Source organism: Glaesserella australis (genome assembly GCF_003260095.1).
Lineage (GTDB): Bacteria > Pseudomonadota > Gammaproteobacteria > Enterobacterales > Pasteurellaceae > Glaesserella > Glaesserella australis.
Genome location: NZ_PTPX01000017.1, coordinates 53,790 through 69,122 on the forward strand (window position 1 = coordinate 53,790; position 15,333 = coordinate 69,122).

The window sequence follows — 15,333 nt, forward strand, 5'->3', positions numbered from 1 at the left end:
TTGGCTAAATCTCACCGCTTGTTTCATTCAAAATTAACTCCCACAAGCCCTCGCCATCAACTCTCTCACCCAACGATACGCGGGATCTTTGTGGGTGCGTTCGTGCCAGATGAGAGTTTTGGTAAAGCCTTTGATGGCTAAAGGCGGTTCGAAACATTTGATGTTGGGCAAGTTTGCGATTAAGCGTTCTGGCACCACGGCGAGTAGGTCGCTTTCGGTGAGCAATTCGGGTAGGACGATGAAATTTTGTACCGATACACTCACATTTCTCTGCAAGCCAAGCTCTTGCAAGGCTTGGTCGGTCACGCCGCTGAAACTGCCGCCACGATACGACACTAATGCTTGTTCCAACTGGCAAAATTGTTCAAGGGAAAGTTGCGATTGTTGGGCTATCGGGTGGTCGTGTCGCACGGCACACACATAGCGTTCGTCATATAAATTTTTGGCGTGAATATCGGGGGCTTGAAACTCGGGCGTGACCAACGCAAAGTCAATTTGTCGCTGTTCGAGCTGATTTTGCACCGCACTTTCGTTAATCGCCAACACTGCTACTTTGATGTGCGGAGCTTGCTTTTTGAGCAATTTCAAAAACGGCACGATCACCGCTCGCATCGCATAATCCGTACAGGCAATCCGCACCGTCAATTCGGCGGTTTGCGGATCAAATTCCGCAGGTTGCAACAATAATTCAACGTGATGTAGCACTGTTTTCACTTGCGGCGCCAGTTCTAACGCCCGATTGGTCGGCACAACGCCCCGTTGCACCCGCACAAAAAGTGGATCATCAAAACTTTCCCGTAACCGCACCAAAATACCGCTCATCGCAGGCTGGGTAATGGCTAAACGCTCTGCCGCCTTGCTGACACTGCGTTCTTCCATTAGTGCCGCAAAAGCCTTAAGTAAGTTAAGATCCAGTTGATAAAGTGATTTCATTTTGTCCCTTTGTCTGTTTGATTGCTTTTAATATCATTTTACCTGATGTGGATTATATTAAATAGTGATTTTACTTATATTTTAACCCTACCTATAATGCCCCCATAGCGAAAACGCTAGTACATACTTTTTAACCTATTGATAAACAAAGGAATTTAAAATGACAACTTATTCACAACCAGCAATCATTTGGCCAGCAAAATACACCCCAGGCGAAACCGACAACTACGTTTCAAACGAAGTGATCGTTAAAAACTTAAGCGTTGCAGACGTATTGCCTTACTTAGTCGATACCAAAGCGTGGGGAACTTACTACCAAAACGCTGAAAACATCGTGGTGGGCGACGGCTCAACCAGCCAGCTTTCTGCCAATGCGAACTTTGTGTTCGACACATTCGGCTTTCACGTCACTTGCAAAGTGGAAGAGTTTGACATCAGCGAAAACGGCAGCCTTGTCCGCCTTGCGTGGTCAGGCACCTTCGGCGAAGGCGAAGATTTCAGCGATGTGTATCACGCGTGGATTTTAGAAGATTTGCCAAACAACCGCGTGCGTGTGCTCACCGAAGAAAGCCAAATCGGTAAACTCGCCAAAGGCTTAGCGGAAACCGTGCCAAACCCAATGGTAAACGGACACCAAGCGTGGCTTGACGGCTTAACAAAAGCGGCGAAAAACAAAACCAGTTACTAATAGCAAGCGGTGGGATTTTGTGGAAATTTTGCAAACGCAAAACCACTTGAAATTTCACCGCACTTTTTTACTTGCTTTAGCTTAAACGTTATTTAACAGATTGATAAATAAGAGGTTTATATGAAAACGATCGCTTTTTTAGGATTAGGGGCAATGGGCAGCCGAATGGCGAGCCGTTTGGTGCAAGCGGGTTTTAAGGTGAAAGTGTGGAACCGCAGCCCGAATGCGGCACAGCCTTTGCTACAACAAGGGGCGAGCTGGGCGGAAACACCAAAACAAGCGGCGGAAAATGCGGATTTTGTGATCGCAATGGTGCGAGATAATGAGGCATCGGCACAGGTTTGGTTGGATCAGGAAACGGGGGCGTTATACGGAATGAAAGCTGGGGCGATCGCTATTGAAAGCTCTACGCTGACGTATCAGTGGATTCAACAGTTGGCGGTAAAATTTGCGGAAAATCAGACCGCTCTTTTAGAGGCGCCAGTATCAGGCACGCGTCCGCACGCCGAAATGGGGCAATTAGTCTATTTGGTGGCTGGCGAGCAGGAGATTTTTGAGCAAGCGAAACCGATTTTAGTGGTAATGGGTAAAACGGCTGAGCAAGTGATCGGGCAAATTGGTTCGGGTGCTTTGGCAAAATTGGCGACCAACACCCTAATGGGCGTGCAAGTGGCGGTGGTAGCGGAATTGATCACTTTACTCAAACACCAACATAGCGATGTGCCAGCCATTTTGAATGCCGTAAGCAATACATCCGCTTGGAGTGGCGTGGTACAAATGGCGGCAAATTCGATGTTAAGCGAAAACTTTGCACCGCTTTTCCCAGTGGAACTTTTAACCAAAGATTTGGCTTATACCTTACAAGCGGCAAAACAAGCGGAATCCGCCCCTGTGATTACGCAAACCCATCAATTATTTAACCAAGCCATTGCACAAGGTTACGGCGATTTACAAATGTCCGCCGTGGTAAAAGTGTTAGAAAAATAAGGAAAAACCAATGAATAAAGATGAAATTTTAGCAGCATATCACTTCCGCCACGCCTGCAAAGTTTATGATCCGAGTAAGAAAATCAGCGATGACGATTTCCGTTTTATTCTCGAAACAGGGCGTTTATCGCCGAGTTCGTTTGGCTTTGAACCGTGGAAATTTTTAGTAATTGAAAACCCAGAAATCAAGCAACTGATTCGCGAAAATGCGTGGGGTGCAGGCGAAAAAGCGACTGATGCTAGCCATTTTGTGGTGATTTTAGTGCGTCATCAAACCACTCTTGACCCAAACGGCGATTACTTACCGCATTTTATGCGTACGGTGCAACAGCTACCTGAAGATGCCATTGCAATGCGTTTAAACTTTTTCCGTCAATACAGCCAATTTGAAGGCGAGTTTGCCGACAATCCACGAGCTTTTTACGATTGGGCGTGTAAACAAAGTTATATTGCGCTAGGGAATATGCTCACCGCCGCCGCAATGATCGGCATTGACAGCACACCCATTGAAGGCTTTCCTTATGCCAAAATGGAAAAATTGCTGGCAGAAAAAGGGTTATTTGATCCAAAGGAATTTAAGTTAAGCGTAATGGTAGCGTTTGGTTATCGCAAACAAGAATCTCGCCCGAAAACACGCCAAGTTTTTGAGCAAGTGGTTGAATTTATTAAATAATTTAACTTGAATGCGAAATTTTTAGCATTACACAAAGTGCGGTGGGATTTTGGGAAGATTTGTTAGCTATTGATTTTCGGAGAGCAGAAATTTACAAAAGTCTATACAAATCCCACCGCACTTTTCCCGTTTAAATCTTCAACGGCAAGGCTCGTTTTGGCACAACTTCTTTCATTACCAGCGTGGAGCTTAGTCGCAACACATTTGGCAGGCTGGTGAGTTTTTTGTCGTAAAAGAGTTGGAAAGATTCTAGCGATGGTGTGACGATGTGCAAAATATAGTCGATGTCGCCAAATAAGCGTTGTGCTTGGATAATTTCGGGCAGATCTTGCAACGCCAATTCAAATTTAGCCACATCGTCCATCACCACATTTTTCAAGGTTACAAACACAATGGCGGAGAAATCTAGCCCCACGGCTTTGGGGTCAATTACCGTTTGGTAGCCTTGAATTACGCCGTTTTGTTCTAGTTGTTTTACACGCCGTTGGCAAGGCGAGAGGCTGATGCCGATTTTATCCGCCAATTCTGTGAGAGAAATTCGCCCATTCTTTTGCATTTCTGCAAGAATTTTTCGATCTATTCTATCCATACGCAATAATCTTCTAAAAATAAGGCTTATCTTAGCAATCTTTGCAACTTCTTTCTAGGGCAAGATTGCTACAATAATGGCATTAAATTTGAGTTAAAGGGAAGAAAAAATGTCGGAAACAATGTTATGGAGCTTTTGGGCGTTATCAATGTCATTGACCTTAACCCCTGGTGCGGACTGGGCTTATGTGATGTCGGCAGGAATGAAAAACAAAGTGTTCACGGCGTTATTGGGAATGTTATTGGGCTATTTGCTCGTGATCTTTGCGGTAATGGCTGGCGTGGGGGCGTTGGTCGTTGCCTTTCCTGTGTTGCTACAAGCCTTGACCTTTCTCGGTGCGGCTTATTTGTTATGGCTAGGTAAACAAGTGTTATGCCAACCGCCAGCAGTGGGCGAAAGCCAAGGCGAGCAACAACCTGCACGGCAGTGGATCGTCAAAGGCATTGCGGTAAGCGGTTTAAATCCGAAAGTGTTGCTGATGTTTTTAGCCTTAATCCCCCAATTTTTAACGGCACAAACTAACATTTCAATGCCTGTTCAAACCTTGTTTTTCGGTTTAATTCACATTGCCAACTGTGCCTTGATTTACCCTTTTGTGGGCTTGGGTGTCGGCATCAGTTTACGCTACCGCCCCGATTTATCCCGTTGGATCAGCCGCTTTTCAGGCGTGGCGATGATCACCATTGCCCTGTTGTTATTGGGGGAACAGGTGTATTTAATTTAGTCTTAACAAGCGGTCAGAATTTAGAAAAATATTGCAAATTTTGCCCGCACTTTTCCCTCGTTTTCTCATATCATCTTTTCTGATAAGGGCTATTTTAAATCCTGATTTAACTTACCTTGTCATCTTTTCTATAATAAGCGTACATACACTTATCAGGGCGTAACGCCTTTTTTATGACCTATCCAAAGAAGGAAGAAAAAATGAATATTTTATTATTAGATGGTGGTAAAAATTTTGGTCATTCACATGGTGAGTTGAACCATACGTTACATCAAAAAGCGAAAGAAGTTTTGACCGCACTTGGGCATCAGGTGCAAGAAACCGTGATTGATCACGGCTATGATATTGCTGAAGAAATCGAGAAATTCGTTTGGATGGATGCGGTGATTTGGCAAATGCCAGGCTGGTGGATGCACGAGCCTTGGACGGTGAAAAAATATATGGATGAAGTCTTTACAACGGGACACGGCAAGTTGTACCAAAGCGATGGTCGCCACCGTGTGAACCCGACAGAGGGTTATGGCACGGGTGGTTTGTTGCAAGGTAAAAAACATATGCTTTCTTTAACATGGAATGCCCCGATTGAGGCGTTTACCCGTGAAGGAGATTTCTTTGAAGGCAACGGCGTGGATGGGCTGTATCTACATTTCCATAAAGCTAATGAATTTTTAGGGATGAGCCGTTTGCCAACCTTTATTTGCAACGATGTGATTAAAGCCCCTGATGTTCCGAAATATTTAGCGGATTATCAAGCACATTTAGAGAAAGTGTTTGGCTAATTTCATCTTTTTTTCTCAATTCGGGAACTCATTGAACCATTTTAGCGTCTTATATAAACTCTTATATAACTTGGACTACTCGGAGAACAAGATGAAACTCAACACTTTAACCACACTGCTTTTTGCAACCACGGTATCAAGCGTATTTGCTGCACCGCCGACAATGCCTGATCCGTTGGCGGATCGTCCTTATTTCAACCAGACGGAAACGGGCTTTGATCTCAATTTTAACGATAAAAACTACCGCTTGTTTGAAGCGACAGTAAACGGCGAGAGCATTAAATTCCGTGCTTTTGAGAAAATTGTGTATGTGCAAAATCCGTTAGAACCTGATTATCAAACACTCAATGTTTATGTGCCAGAAGCCTATTTTAATGGCGACTCTATCAACGGTTTTAACGCCAACACTGCCCCGATTTTCTTACCAAATGCGGTAGGCGGTTATATGCCAGCCAAAGCGGCAACCTATGATAAAAAAGGCTTTGGCTCAAACGATAAACCGAATGCGATTGTCACCGCACTTTCTAAAGGCTATGTGGTAGCAAGCGTGGGTGCTCGTGGGCGTACCCTTGAGAAAGACGGCAAATATACGGGCAAAGCCCCAGCAGTGATTGTGGATTTAAAATCGGCGGTGCGTTATTTGCACTTTAACGATGCGAAAATGGCAGGGGATGCGAACAAAATCATCTCAAACGGAACCAGTGCAGGTGGGGCGTTATCGGCATTGTTAGGGGCAAGTGCTAATCACGCTGATTATGTGGCGGAACTTAAAAAGATCGGAGCAGCTGAAGCAAGCGATGCGATTTTTGCGGTGTCCGCTTACTGCCCGATTACTAACCTTGAACACGCGGATATGGCGTATGAGTGGGAATTTAACGGCTTAAACCAATTTAGCCGTATGGATATGAGCAAGCTCAATGCGGCAAGTTTCAATGACCGTTCAAAACCGATGCCGAAAATCGAAGGCGAATTAACCGCTGAGCAAATCAAGGTCTCTGACGAGTTAAAAGCGGCGTTCCCTGCTTATCTAAACAGCTTGAACTTGAAAGACGAAAACGGCAATCCGCTTACCCTTGATGCTCAAGGCAATGGCTCGTTTAAAACCTATCTGAAAAATGTGCTGGTTAAGGCGGCAGATACGGCTCGCAAAAATGGTGCTGATTTAAGCGATAAAAATTGGCTAACGTTAAGCAAAGACGGCGTAAACGATATGGATTGGAACGGTTATATTCATTCAGAAAAACGAATGAAATCGCCGCCTGCGTTTGATGCCTTTGATTTAAGCACAGGTGAAAATAACCTGTTCGGTACGGAAAGTGCCAATAATCAGCACTTCACCCCATATGCCCTTGCTCATTCAACAAAACAGGGCGGAATGGCAGATGCTCAAACGGTTAAAATGATGAATGCAATGAATTATCTCGATAATCCAAATGCCGCACAACATTGGCGTATTCGTGTTGGTAGCTCTGACCGAGATACATCCTACGCTATTTCTGCAATTTTAGCCGTGAAGCTCAATATGGCTGGTAAAAATGTGGATTATGCAACCCCTTGGGGCGTACCACATTCGGGCGATTATGATTTAGATGAATTGTTTAAGTGGGCGGATAGTATTAGTAAATAGGTAAGTGAGCGGTCAGTTTACTACTAAAATTTGCAAATTCGGATTGAATAAAGCACCAGCGTGAACACTAGTGCTATCTATAAAGTGGCTTGAATTATCTCCGTTTTTTAAGCTACTTTTTCTTCTCCATTGCCATTCTCGATATTTTCAATACCGTTTTGCGAGGTAAAAACGGTAGAACCCAGTCAGACGCAAATTTTAATTTCGCTTCGTTAAACGCCACAAGTTCGTCTTGTTGCATTGCTTTGTAACCGTAAGCGGCGACTTCTTCAGGCGTTTTTGCATTTTTCCACGCATCTACACCTTGCAAATCGCCAGCAGCAACGAAACCTGTTGCCACCGCACCTGGGCAAAGTGCGGTCACGGTTACACCAAATTCACGCACTTCTTCAGCAATGGCTTGGCTGAAGGAAGTAACATAGGCTTTGCTGGCGTAATAAACCGCTTGCAACGGGCCAGGTAAAAAGCTTGCGGTGGACGAGACATTCAAAATTTTGCCCTGTTTGCGAGCGACCATTCCTTGCAAATAAAAGTGGGTCAATTCCGTTAAACTGGCGATGTTGAGCTGGATCATTTGGCTTTCTTTGACTAAATCACGCTCAAAAAAGCGACCGTGACCGCCCACGCCTGCGTTGTTGATCAAAATATCCACCTGAATGCCGAGTTTTTCGGTTTCGTTAAAAATCGCTTGTGCTGCTTGAGGTTGGGCTAAATCTTGTGCAATGGTGGTCACTTTGACGTTGTAGGTTTGGCGTAATTCATCGGCAAGTTCGGCGAGTTTGTCCGCAGAACGAGCGACTAACACCAAATCGCCCCCTTGTTTTGCGTGAATTTTTGCGAACTCTAAACCGATACCGTTTGATGCCCCTGTGATTAAAGCGGTTTGTGTCATTTTTTATTCCTTATTGTCTTTGATTTTGATACTGTGTATTATTCCGTAAAAATTGCGGTATAAAAAGGTAAAAATAGGCTAATTTATGGCAAAAACAGGAAATAAGATTGAAATTATCCAAACCGCAGAGTTAGAAATTTGTCTGTTTAGCGAATTTACTCAAAGCGATTTGCAAGCCGATGAACTGGCTCGTCAGCAATTAAATGCACAGCACCGCTTTGATTGTTATGTGTGGCTGTGGGTGACGGAAGGCGAATGTCCGCATTTGTTGGATTTTCAGCAGGTCACACAACAAACGGGCGAATGGTTGTTAATTCGTCCGCAACAGGTGCATCATTTTCTTTCAATGCAAGGCTGGGACGGCTGGGGCTTGTCCTTTCCAGCGGAATGGTTGAGTGCAGAGTTAGGGCAAACGTTGCCACAAAAACAACAAGTTACAGCTGAACAAGCTGGCTTGCTTGAATTGGCGTTAAAACAGCTCAAACAATGTCGTCATTTTGACTGGCACGGACAAACTTATCAGCCTTTATTGCAAACGCAGTTGCACAGTTTTCTCGCACTTTTAACCACGCTTTATGCGGAAAAACCGTCTGCACAAGACCACAAAAAACAACGTTGGCAACAATTTAGACAACTGCTTGAACAGCATTTTCGTAGCAAACACCAAGTACAATTTTACGCCGAACAGCTTGCCTGTACCGAAAAAACGCTAGGCTCAGCTTGCCTTGCTCATACAGGTTTACCTGCCAAAACGGTCATCAATCAACGACTGTTGCTAGAGGCAAAACGGCTGTTAGTGCATACGCAACAATCGATCAAACAAATCGCCTTACAACTTGGTTTTGAAGAAGCGACCCACTTCAATAAGTTTTTCAAAAAGTACGAAGGAACAACGCCAAAAGGGTTTCGGGAAGGGTATTTGGCAGATAAATTGTAGGTACTAAAATATATAGGCAAAAGTACTTACTATAAAATGCGGGTACTTAATTTTTATTCATCTCTTTAACCAATACTGTCGAAGTCAAAAGCAACACCCAAAGCAAGTTAATCCAAAGTAGCATAATCATCATACCGACAAAATCGTGGAAGACGACTAAATAGGTGTCGTTCCAGTAAATCAGCAGTTGGAACAGGCGGCTTATCAGCAACCAGCCAACAAGACAGCAAAGGGAGCCACAGAGAGCTGCTTTGAGATGAATTTTTGTGCGGGGTAAGGTGAAGAAAATCCAGATTAATAGCGTAAAAGCTACGTTGTAATTACAAAGATATTGAATGGGTTTTGGGAAAGATTTGATCGCAAAAAGTAGGGCAGAGAACAGCAAAATCAGCAAAAACATTCCGCCCCACGTTTTCACGAAATGCCAATCTAATTTACTTTTGATCCTCCATAACTGATTGATTGTATTATCAATTTTATAAATAAAGAACAGAATAGCGAGAAAGAAAAAGCTGACGGTAAAATGGTCAGCAAGCCCTTTATGCGTGTTATGCACAAACTCAAACAAAGTACTGCCGACAATGCTTTCCACTTGCCCCATTGGTTCAAGAAAGCCGTGCATCACAGTGTGAAACAGATCGTCAATACCGAGCTTTTCCAGTAATCCTAACCAAAATGACAGTAACGGCACAAGGGCAATCAGGCTGTAATAGGTCAGCGAAGTCGCATAAAGCTGAATGGGATATTGTTTGAGTCGTGTAAAAGTTTGAGTAAACATAAGCGTAATGTGAGATAAAAGGCTTGTGCTAATAATTAGCATAAAATGGCTGAAAATAAAAGGTTGCTGAGATTTTATTATTAATTTGCAAAAACACGTCAAAATTCGACCGCTCTTTTGTTTTTGAGCGACTTAAAAAGTCCGCGAAACCACGTCAATTATCCGTATTCTCGTACAAAGATAACGATTTTTTGCTATTTATCCGAACGCTCTTCCTTTCTATAATCCGCCACAGTTTTAATAAATAAGGAAAATAAAAATGCAACGAATGAACTATGCCGCGTTAAACACAAAATCTTACAATGCAATGTTGGCAGTCGAGGCGAGTTCAGCCGTGAACAACTGTGCCAGTTTGTACAAAAACACCGCTTGGGCGATAGAGTGTTTGTGCCTGATGAAAGTGAAGTGATTAAGTTTTAAAAGATTGTGGAATTAGAAAATGATAATACCGTCTGAATTTGGGTTCAGACGGCATTTTTTATTTATCCCGTTCTATTTTCAAGTCGTGTAAAGCCACTTCTTGACCGCTGACATCGTCCACAACGGTCAAGCGAATGGGATTGCCTGTGTGTTGATTGACAAAGCGTAACGGCACATTTTCCCAGCCTGATAAATTCCATTGCGTACCCACTTTCGCCAGAGCCAACATCACCCACGCCATAGATTGACCTTGTGGCGTTAAATGGTATTCGTAGCGGTCTGGGCGAGTTTGGTAAAGCTGTTTTTGTACCAAACCGTTTTGTTCTAGCGTTTTCAGGCGGTCGCTTAATGTGGCGTTGGTAATGTTGCTAGACGCTCTAAAATCGCTGTATCGGCTGATGCCCAACATCAAATCCCGCAAGACCAAACCAGACCATTTATCGCCCAACACCGATAACACATCGGCAATCGGACACACGATATTGTCAAAATCATTTGATTTCATTCAAAAATTCCATAAAAAATAATTGTAATATCAATACTTTATCAAAAAAGTTACAAAACTTCAATAATAAGAGCTTGACTAACTCTAATTATAAGAGTTAAGATGCGCACATCTTAACCAGTCATAATTTTTATAGGAGTCAAGCAATGACAAAAACAGCGTTAATTACAGGTGCTTCATCAGGAATTGGGGCGGTATATGCCGAGCGTTTAGCCAAACAAAGCTATGATTTGGTATTGGTTGCCCGTCGCCGTGAGCGTTTGGAACAGTTGGCAGACAAAATTCGTACCCAATATTCAGTCAATATTACCGTTCATACTGCCGATTTGAGTGAAGAAAGTGGGCAAGAGAGCGTGAGCCATTTGATTGAACAGCAAGAGAATTTAGCCCTTTTGGTGAATTGTGCAGGCTTGGGGGCGTTGGGTATGGCAGAACAGATTACTTGGTCGCAAATTGATGAAGTGATTAAAGTGAATGTGCAAGCCTTATCACGTTTGTCGTTAGTTGCGTCCAAACGCTTTATCCGTGAAAAACAAGGGACGATTGTGAATATCGGTTCTATCGTGGCACATATGGCAAGTGCAGGGGCTGGGGCATACAGTGCGTCCAAAGCTTATGTATTGAATTTTACTCGTGCGTTGCATGCCGAGTTGTCGCCACATGGTGCGTTTGCCCAAGTGGTGATGCCTGGTCCTGTTAAATCGGAATTTTTTGGCGATAAACCTGCCCCATTTCCCGAACATTTATTTATGACACCTGAAACTTTGGTTGATACGGCATTGACCGCATTGGCACAAGGCGAAAGCGTGTGTTATCCGACCTTGCCACAACTGGATACATGGCAACAATTTGAAATGAGTCGTGGTCAATTAATGCAAGCACTCACCCAATCTGGCAATCCTGCCGAACGTTATCAAGCATAAGGAGTTTTTTATGCCAATGTGGAAAATTTATCACCCTAAAAATGCGTTTAGCGAACAAGATAAAAGCGAAATCGCCGTAAAAATTACCGATTTATACGCCACGTTTTTACCTAGATTTTATGTGAATGTGTTGTTTCACCCTTTGGACGATACGCAGTTGTACATTGGGGGCGAACCTGCCACCGATTTTGTGCGGGTAACAATTAACCATATCGCTCGTTCTATCAAAGATGAAGCCACACAACAGCAATTTTTACAGGCGTGTTCACGCATTTTAAATCCGTATGTTGCTGAACGGGGTTATCGCTGGGAATTGCATATTGGCGAAACGCCGATTGAATTGTGGACGGTCAATGGTTTTAAACCGCCTATGCCCAACACTCCAGCCGAACAACGTTGGCGTGAAGAAAATAGATCGTCTGCTTATTGATAGGGGAAATGCCGTCTGAAAAGTTTTTTCAGACGGCATTTTTATGGTGCAAAGACTTTTCAGGTAGCCTGAAAGCAAATCAACCCACATCAATCGCATCGCCAATGGTATAAAAATGCCCGCCTGTGATGTAATGCAATGTCCGCCAGCCTTTATCCGCCGTTTCAAAATGCCAATGTCCATTGCTGAACACTTCATCATCAGCCCACGCTGATAACACTTCGCAGACAAATAAATCGTGGTTTTGGTGGTTTTCAGGTTCAGAAATCACTTTGCAATGAATCCACGCTGCACAGCCTTTCACAAATGGGGCGGCAATGCCGTCTTGATAAAAGCGTTCTACTTGATCCATTTTGTTTGGATTCTCTTTGCGACTTTCGCCTAACGCAATTACCAATTCCGCCTGACGAGCCACAGGAATTTGCACAATCAACTCGCCACTTTTTTCCACCAGCGAACGCGTAAAAGTTTGTTTATCCAAAATCACGGAAAGTTTCGCTTTCGGTGCAAAATCCACCGCACACACCCACGCCGCCGACATCACATTTTCCACACAGTCCGCCGCCGCAGAAATAATCGTCGTCGGTCCGTGATTGATTAAACGGTAAAATTTTTCTAATTCAACAGGTTGCATTGCCATTGTGTATTTCCTTTTTTATAAATGAATTTGCTTTAGTTTAGCAAAATTTCAGCAAAATCTGACCGCTTTTTTCTTATTCCATCTATCCTAATAAAGACAGAATTATCCGTATTCTCGTAAAAAGAAAACGATTTTACCCCATTTATTCGTTTAATTTTGGTTTATATAATCCTGCTATCTTTAATTTGTAATAGGAAAATCATAATGGAAAACCAAGAACAGCGTTTTAGTGAACAAGAAGTTTTATGGATTACACATCACACGCCAAAGCTGATGTCTTTTGGTATTAGCCGCCCAGCACATTTTAATTTTGTTGCAGGGCAATTTACCAAACTCGGCTTTTGGGACGGCAACGAATATGTGTGGCGAGCTTATTCGATGATTTCGGCGTAGCAAGCAGATCCCCTTGATTTTTATGCCATTTTGGTCGAAGACGGCGTGATGTCGGCACATTTTGCTCAGATGAAAGTGGGCGATAAGTTATTGATTGACAACAAATCAATGGGCTTTTTTACTTCAGACCGTATTCCGCAGGGCAAAGAAATCGTGATGTTAGCCACAGGCTCGGGCATTGCCCCTTTTCTTTCTATGTTGAGCCGTAATGATTTATGGCAACAGGCTGAAAAAGTGGTGTTGGTACATTCGGTATCGTATCAGCAAGATCTTGTTTTTACAGAGCATTTTGAGCGTTTATGCCAAAATCCGCTCGTTGCTCAAAAATTTGTTTATCAGCCAGTTATCACTCGTGAAACGGTTGCAGGGGCATTACAGCAGCGTATTCCTGCGTTGCTCAAATCCGGCGAATTAGCGAAAGTGTTGAATTTTCCGTTTACTAAAGAACATACTCGCTTTTTAATTTGTGGCAATCCCACAATGGTTAAAGAGAGCTATGAAACCTTGAAAGAACAAGGATTTACCTTACACAGAGTACATAAAGATGGAGAAATTATGATGGAACACGCTTTCTAACCCCCAACAAACAGGGCAGTTCCCCACAACTGCCCTTGTTCTATTTTTCCGCAAATTTCCGCAAAGCCCTTACGCCTGATGATTTTTTACATAGAAATGGCTAGGGATCATCACAAACAGCAAACTTGCCAATACTGCAAAAGAGACGCTGGCAGGGTAAATGGTAAGACTTAATCCCATACCGATCAGAATAACAAGCAAACTAGCAATCAGCCAATAATGCAATTTACGATGCGATGTGGCGAGTTGTGGGTTGATTTGGTAGAGCTGGCGGTTAAGCAACATATAAGTAATCACCGTGCCACAAACGACAATACCATATAAAATCTGTGAAATGGGATCGTAAAAATGGTCGTCCATAATGGCGTTAGCGTGGGGAACTAACGATGTGAAAAAGAGAAAAATAATGCTCCACCAAATTGTGCCTTGCGAAATACGTTCCACACGTTCCCAACTGTTGTGCAAATGCACCCAAATACTACCTAGCCAGAAAAACGCTAAGGTGTAACAAAAAAAGCGTTCCGCTAAAATAATCAGCTCGTCCGCATTGATGGCGGTTGGGCGATATAATCCTAACACTAAAATGGTAATGATGATGGCAAATACACCGTCTGTAAAAGCCGCAAGTCGTTCTTTAGACATATTACTTCCTTTTTATCAATAAAAAAGCGGTCTGTTTTTCGATGAAATTTGCAAAATTGCATCGAAAAGAGACCGCTTGCTACTCATTATAAGGTTAAATGTTCAATATGTTGCACTAACTCTTGTTTTGCCTGTTGAACTAAGGCGGCTTTATCGTTGCCGATAATGTCTAAGCCTTGCGCACGAATCAGTTTCATATTGTGACATATTATGCAACGCCACGCGTAAGAATTGCGGGGCGATGTCAAGGGTTTGATAACGGAAGTCAGTGCTGAAATCGCTGCCACTCGTGAGTACCGCTGTAACTTTAGTTGCATCAGACATTAAGCCTTTGTAGCCTAATTCCGTAAAGGCGAACGTTTGCCCGATAATCAACACGTTATCAAAAAATCTTTTAATTTAGACGGCACGTTGAAGTTGTGGATTGGCGAGTAGATAAAAATCAAATCCGCCGATTTCCAATTTTCAAGAATTGCCTGTTGTGCAGCAAAATCTTGCTTTTGTGTCTCTGACATCAAGGCAGGATCACGCACGTTTAAGGTTTCTGCCACAATGCGTGGCAAATGGAAATTCGGATCGTAAAGGTTATAAGTGATGATTTCCGCACTTGGTAATGCAGAAAGTTTGTCTAAACCTGCTTGTGCCAGTTGGTTTGCCGCACGTTGTGGATTAGCAAAATCAGGGTGGGCTAGGATTTGTAGAATTTTCATTGTTTGCTCCGTTATTGGTGGTTACCTTTTTTAGCATCGAATAACGAATCTAATTCTAAGAATTTTTCTTTAATCAGTAAAATTGAAAATGCGGCTGCGGTAGCATTAAATACCGAATAGTCAAATACCGATTTAATTCCAAATGAAAAGGTCATTGACAGAGCAAAGACAGCCAAGACGATACCTGAAATTTTAGCGGATAATTCCGTTTTGAAGCCTAAAAGCAAGGTGATTGCCGCAATTAATTCAACAATGGTGGCAAACCAAGCGGCAGCTGGCATTAGCGGATCAGGAATATAGAACATTGCTGGTGTAGCGTATTGAATAAATGCGTCCATTGTTCCCCAAACCGTCATTTCAGGGCTCCATAAGTTAAAGCGATCTGCAATGGCAGAAATCATTGAAGTCGCGACACTGAAACGTAAAAATAATTTGAAATAACCTAAAATCATTGTTTTATCACTCTATAAGTGAAAATTGATTTTAA

The 15,333-nt window shown here is 43.0% G+C and carries 21 protein-coding genes; 12 read left to right on the forward strand and 9 right to left on the reverse strand.

Features of this window, described 5'->3' with window-relative positions; genetic code table 11:
• Positions 1–33: 33 nt before the first annotated feature.
• A complete protein-coding gene (locus C5N92_RS08560) occupies positions 34–933 on the reverse strand; it encodes a LysR family transcriptional regulator (RefSeq protein ID WP_111750437.1) in 900 nt (299 codons plus the stop codon).
• Between the two features lie 160 nt (positions 934–1,093).
• Between C5N92_RS08560 and C5N92_RS08565 the strand changes: the two genes are divergently transcribed.
• From C5N92_RS08565 to C5N92_RS08575, 3 genes are all read left to right on the forward strand, one after another.
• Positions 1,094–1,621, forward strand: a complete 528-nt coding sequence (locus C5N92_RS08565; protein WP_111750438.1) for an SRPBCC family protein — start codon at positions 1,094–1,096, stop codon at positions 1,619–1,621.
• Between the two features lie 120 nt (positions 1,622–1,741).
• Positions 1,742–2,608, forward strand: a complete 867-nt coding sequence (locus C5N92_RS08570) for an NAD(P)-dependent oxidoreductase (RefSeq protein WP_111750439.1) — start codon at positions 1,742–1,744, stop codon at positions 2,606–2,608.
• A gap of 10 nt (positions 2,609–2,618) precedes the next feature.
• Entirely contained in the window at positions 2,619–3,281 is a 663-nt protein-coding gene (locus C5N92_RS08575; RefSeq protein ID WP_111750440.1) for an NAD(P)H-dependent oxidoreductase, read from the forward strand.
• A 130-nt stretch (positions 3,282–3,411) separates the two neighbouring features.
• Here C5N92_RS08575 and C5N92_RS08580 read toward each other — a convergent pair whose 3' ends face one another.
• Positions 3,412–3,870 (reverse strand): Lrp/AsnC family transcriptional regulator, encoded by a 459-nt coding sequence (locus tag C5N92_RS08580; RefSeq protein WP_111750441.1) that lies wholly within the window; start codon positions 3,868–3,870, stop codon positions 3,412–3,414.
• A 109-nt stretch (positions 3,871–3,979) separates the two neighbouring features.
• Between C5N92_RS08580 and C5N92_RS08585 the strand changes: the two genes are divergently transcribed.
• The 3 genes from C5N92_RS08585 to C5N92_RS08595 all read left to right on the forward strand — a co-directional run bounded on the left by C5N92_RS08585 (position 3,980) and on the right by C5N92_RS08595 (position 7,000).
• A complete protein-coding gene (locus tag C5N92_RS08585; protein ID WP_111750442.1) occupies positions 3,980–4,594 on the forward strand; it encodes a LysE family translocator in 615 nt (204 codons plus the stop codon).
• A gap of 200 nt (positions 4,595–4,794) precedes the next feature.
• On the forward strand, positions 4,795–5,373 hold the full coding sequence (locus tag C5N92_RS08590) for an NAD(P)H-dependent oxidoreductase (RefSeq protein WP_111750443.1): 579 nt from the start codon (positions 4,795–4,797) through the stop codon (positions 5,371–5,373).
• Between the two features lie 163 nt (positions 5,374–5,536).
• On the forward strand, positions 5,537–7,000 hold the full coding sequence (locus tag C5N92_RS08595; RefSeq protein WP_369828951.1) for a subtype B tannase: 1,464 nt from the start codon (positions 5,537–5,539) through the stop codon (positions 6,998–7,000).
• Between the two features lie 112 nt (positions 7,001–7,112).
• Here C5N92_RS08595 and C5N92_RS08600 read toward each other — a convergent pair whose 3' ends face one another.
• The gene (locus tag C5N92_RS08600; protein ID WP_111750445.1) at positions 7,113–7,892 is read right to left on the reverse strand and encodes an SDR family NAD(P)-dependent oxidoreductase; all 780 of its coding nucleotides are present in this window, start codon (positions 7,890–7,892) and stop codon (positions 7,113–7,115) included.
• Between the two features lie 85 nt (positions 7,893–7,977).
• Between C5N92_RS08600 and C5N92_RS08605 the strand changes: the two genes are divergently transcribed.
• On the forward strand, positions 7,978–8,829 hold the full coding sequence (locus tag C5N92_RS08605) for an AraC family transcriptional regulator (protein WP_111750446.1): 852 nt from the start codon (positions 7,978–7,980) through the stop codon (positions 8,827–8,829).
• 46 nt (positions 8,830–8,875) lie between these two features.
• Here C5N92_RS08605 and C5N92_RS08610 read toward each other — a convergent pair whose 3' ends face one another.
• Entirely contained in the window at positions 8,876–9,607 is a 732-nt protein-coding gene (locus C5N92_RS08610) for a YhjD/YihY/BrkB family envelope integrity protein (RefSeq protein ID WP_161494259.1), read from the reverse strand.
• Positions 9,608–9,866: 259 nt separating this feature from the next.
• Between C5N92_RS08610 and C5N92_RS11260 the strand changes: the two genes are divergently transcribed.
• Entirely contained in the window at positions 9,867–10,016 is a 150-nt protein-coding gene (locus C5N92_RS11260; RefSeq protein ID WP_161494258.1) for a hypothetical protein, read from the forward strand.
• A gap of 69 nt (positions 10,017–10,085) precedes the next feature.
• Here C5N92_RS11260 and C5N92_RS08615 read toward each other — a convergent pair whose 3' ends face one another.
• Entirely contained in the window at positions 10,086–10,532 is a 447-nt protein-coding gene (locus C5N92_RS08615) for a winged helix-turn-helix transcriptional regulator (protein WP_111750448.1), read from the reverse strand.
• A gap of 146 nt (positions 10,533–10,678) precedes the next feature.
• Here C5N92_RS08615 and C5N92_RS08620 point away from each other — a divergent pair, with 146 nt between their 5' ends.
• Both C5N92_RS08620 and C5N92_RS08625 read left to right on the forward strand, forming a co-directional pair.
• The gene (locus C5N92_RS08620) at positions 10,679–11,455 is read left to right on the forward strand and encodes an SDR family NAD(P)-dependent oxidoreductase (RefSeq protein WP_111750449.1); all 777 of its coding nucleotides are present in this window, start codon (positions 10,679–10,681) and stop codon (positions 11,453–11,455) included.
• Positions 11,456–11,465: 10 nt separating this feature from the next.
• On the forward strand, positions 11,466–11,885 hold the full coding sequence (locus C5N92_RS08625) for a tautomerase family protein (protein WP_111750450.1): 420 nt from the start codon (positions 11,466–11,468) through the stop codon (positions 11,883–11,885).
• Positions 11,886–11,964: 79 nt separating this feature from the next.
• Here C5N92_RS08625 and C5N92_RS08630 read toward each other — a convergent pair whose 3' ends face one another.
• Positions 11,965–12,525: a flavin reductase family protein gene (locus tag C5N92_RS08630; RefSeq protein ID WP_111750451.1), complete on the reverse strand. Its 561-nt coding sequence runs from the start codon at positions 12,523–12,525 to the stop codon at positions 11,965–11,967.
• A gap of 204 nt (positions 12,526–12,729) precedes the next feature.
• On the opposite strand from C5N92_RS08630, the gene C5N92_RS11385 reads away from it, so the two are divergent.
• Positions 12,730–12,918, forward strand: coding sequence for a ferredoxin reductase domain-containing protein (locus tag C5N92_RS11385; RefSeq protein ID WP_238138452.1), 189 nt, complete (start codon positions 12,730–12,732; stop codon positions 12,916–12,918).
• 30 nt (positions 12,919–12,948) lie between these two features.
• Positions 12,949–13,494, forward strand: a complete 546-nt coding sequence (locus C5N92_RS08635; protein WP_238138451.1) for a ferredoxin--NADP reductase — start codon at positions 12,949–12,951, stop codon at positions 13,492–13,494.
• 69 nt (positions 13,495–13,563) lie between these two features.
• On the opposite strand, the gene C5N92_RS08640 is transcribed toward C5N92_RS08635, so the two are convergent.
• The 3 genes from C5N92_RS08640 to C5N92_RS08650 form a co-directional block, all read right to left on the reverse strand.
• On the reverse strand, positions 13,564–14,136 hold the full coding sequence (locus tag C5N92_RS08640; RefSeq protein ID WP_111750452.1) for a TMEM175 family protein: 573 nt from the start codon (positions 14,134–14,136) through the stop codon (positions 13,564–13,566).
• A 371-nt stretch (positions 14,137–14,507) separates the two neighbouring features.
• On the reverse strand, positions 14,508–14,846 hold the full coding sequence (locus C5N92_RS08645; RefSeq protein ID WP_111750453.1) for an NAD(P)H-dependent oxidoreductase: 339 nt from the start codon (positions 14,844–14,846) through the stop codon (positions 14,508–14,510).
• 11 nt (positions 14,847–14,857) lie between these two features.
• Entirely contained in the window at positions 14,858–15,298 is a 441-nt protein-coding gene (locus C5N92_RS08650; protein WP_111750454.1) for a DoxX family membrane protein, read from the reverse strand.
• Positions 15,299–15,333 lie beyond the last annotated feature (35 nt).

What these genes read in the sequence shown, in the direction of transcription:
- C5N92_RS08575 (WP_111750440.1), top strand. Translation starts at nt 2,619, where the DNA reads ATGAATAAAGATGAAATTTTAGCAGCATATCACTTCCGCCACGCCTGC.
- C5N92_RS11385 (WP_238138452.1), top strand. Translation starts at nt 12,730, where the DNA reads ATGGAAAACCAAGAACAGCGTTTTAGTGAACAAGAAGTTTTATGGATT.
- C5N92_RS08620 (WP_111750449.1), top strand. Translation starts at nt 10,679, where the DNA reads ATGACAAAAACAGCGTTAATTACAGGTGCTTCATCAGGAATTGGGGCG.
- C5N92_RS08625 (WP_111750450.1), top strand. Translation starts at nt 11,466, where the DNA reads ATGCCAATGTGGAAAATTTATCACCCTAAAAATGCGTTTAGCGAACAA.
- C5N92_RS08570 (WP_111750439.1), top strand. Translation starts at nt 1,742, where the DNA reads ATGAAAACGATCGCTTTTTTAGGATTAGGGGCAATGGGCAGCCGAATG.
- C5N92_RS08650 (WP_111750454.1), bottom strand. Translation starts at nt 15,298, where the DNA reads ATGATTTTAGGTTATTTCAAATTATTTTTACGTTTCAGTGTCGCGACT.
- C5N92_RS08605 (WP_111750446.1), top strand. Translation starts at nt 7,978, where the DNA reads ATGGCAAAAACAGGAAATAAGATTGAAATTATCCAAACCGCAGAGTTA.
- C5N92_RS08580 (WP_111750441.1), bottom strand. Translation starts at nt 3,870, where the DNA reads ATGGATAGAATAGATCGAAAAATTCTTGCAGAAATGCAAAAGAATGGG.
- C5N92_RS08640 (WP_111750452.1), bottom strand. Translation starts at nt 14,136, where the DNA reads ATGTCTAAAGAACGACTTGCGGCTTTTACAGACGGTGTATTTGCCATC.
- C5N92_RS08630 (WP_111750451.1), bottom strand. Translation starts at nt 12,525, where the DNA reads ATGGCAATGCAACCTGTTGAATTAGAAAAATTTTACCGTTTAATCAAT.
- C5N92_RS08645 (WP_111750453.1), bottom strand. Translation starts at nt 14,846, where the DNA reads ATGAAAATTCTACAAATCCTAGCCCACCCTGATTTTGCTAATCCACAA.
- C5N92_RS08565 (WP_111750438.1), top strand. Translation starts at nt 1,094, where the DNA reads ATGACAACTTATTCACAACCAGCAATCATTTGGCCAGCAAAATACACC.
- C5N92_RS08595 (WP_369828951.1), top strand. Translation starts at nt 5,537, where the DNA reads ATGCCTGATCCGTTGGCGGATCGTCCTTATTTCAACCAGACGGAAACG.
- C5N92_RS08600 (WP_111750445.1), bottom strand. Translation starts at nt 7,892, where the DNA reads ATGACACAAACCGCTTTAATCACAGGGGCATCAAACGGTATCGGTTTA.
- C5N92_RS08585 (WP_111750442.1), top strand. Translation starts at nt 3,980, where the DNA reads ATGTCGGAAACAATGTTATGGAGCTTTTGGGCGTTATCAATGTCATTG.
- C5N92_RS08610 (WP_161494259.1), bottom strand. Translation starts at nt 9,607, where the DNA reads ATGTTTACTCAAACTTTTACACGACTCAAACAATATCCCATTCAGCTT.
- C5N92_RS08590 (WP_111750443.1), top strand. Translation starts at nt 4,795, where the DNA reads ATGAATATTTTATTATTAGATGGTGGTAAAAATTTTGGTCATTCACAT.
- C5N92_RS11260 (WP_161494258.1), top strand. Translation starts at nt 9,867, where the DNA reads ATGCAACGAATGAACTATGCCGCGTTAAACACAAAATCTTACAATGCA.
- C5N92_RS08560 (WP_111750437.1), bottom strand. Translation starts at nt 933, where the DNA reads ATGAAATCACTTTATCAACTGGATCTTAACTTACTTAAGGCTTTTGCG.
- C5N92_RS08615 (WP_111750448.1), bottom strand. Translation starts at nt 10,532, where the DNA reads ATGAAATCAAATGATTTTGACAATATCGTGTGTCCGATTGCCGATGTG.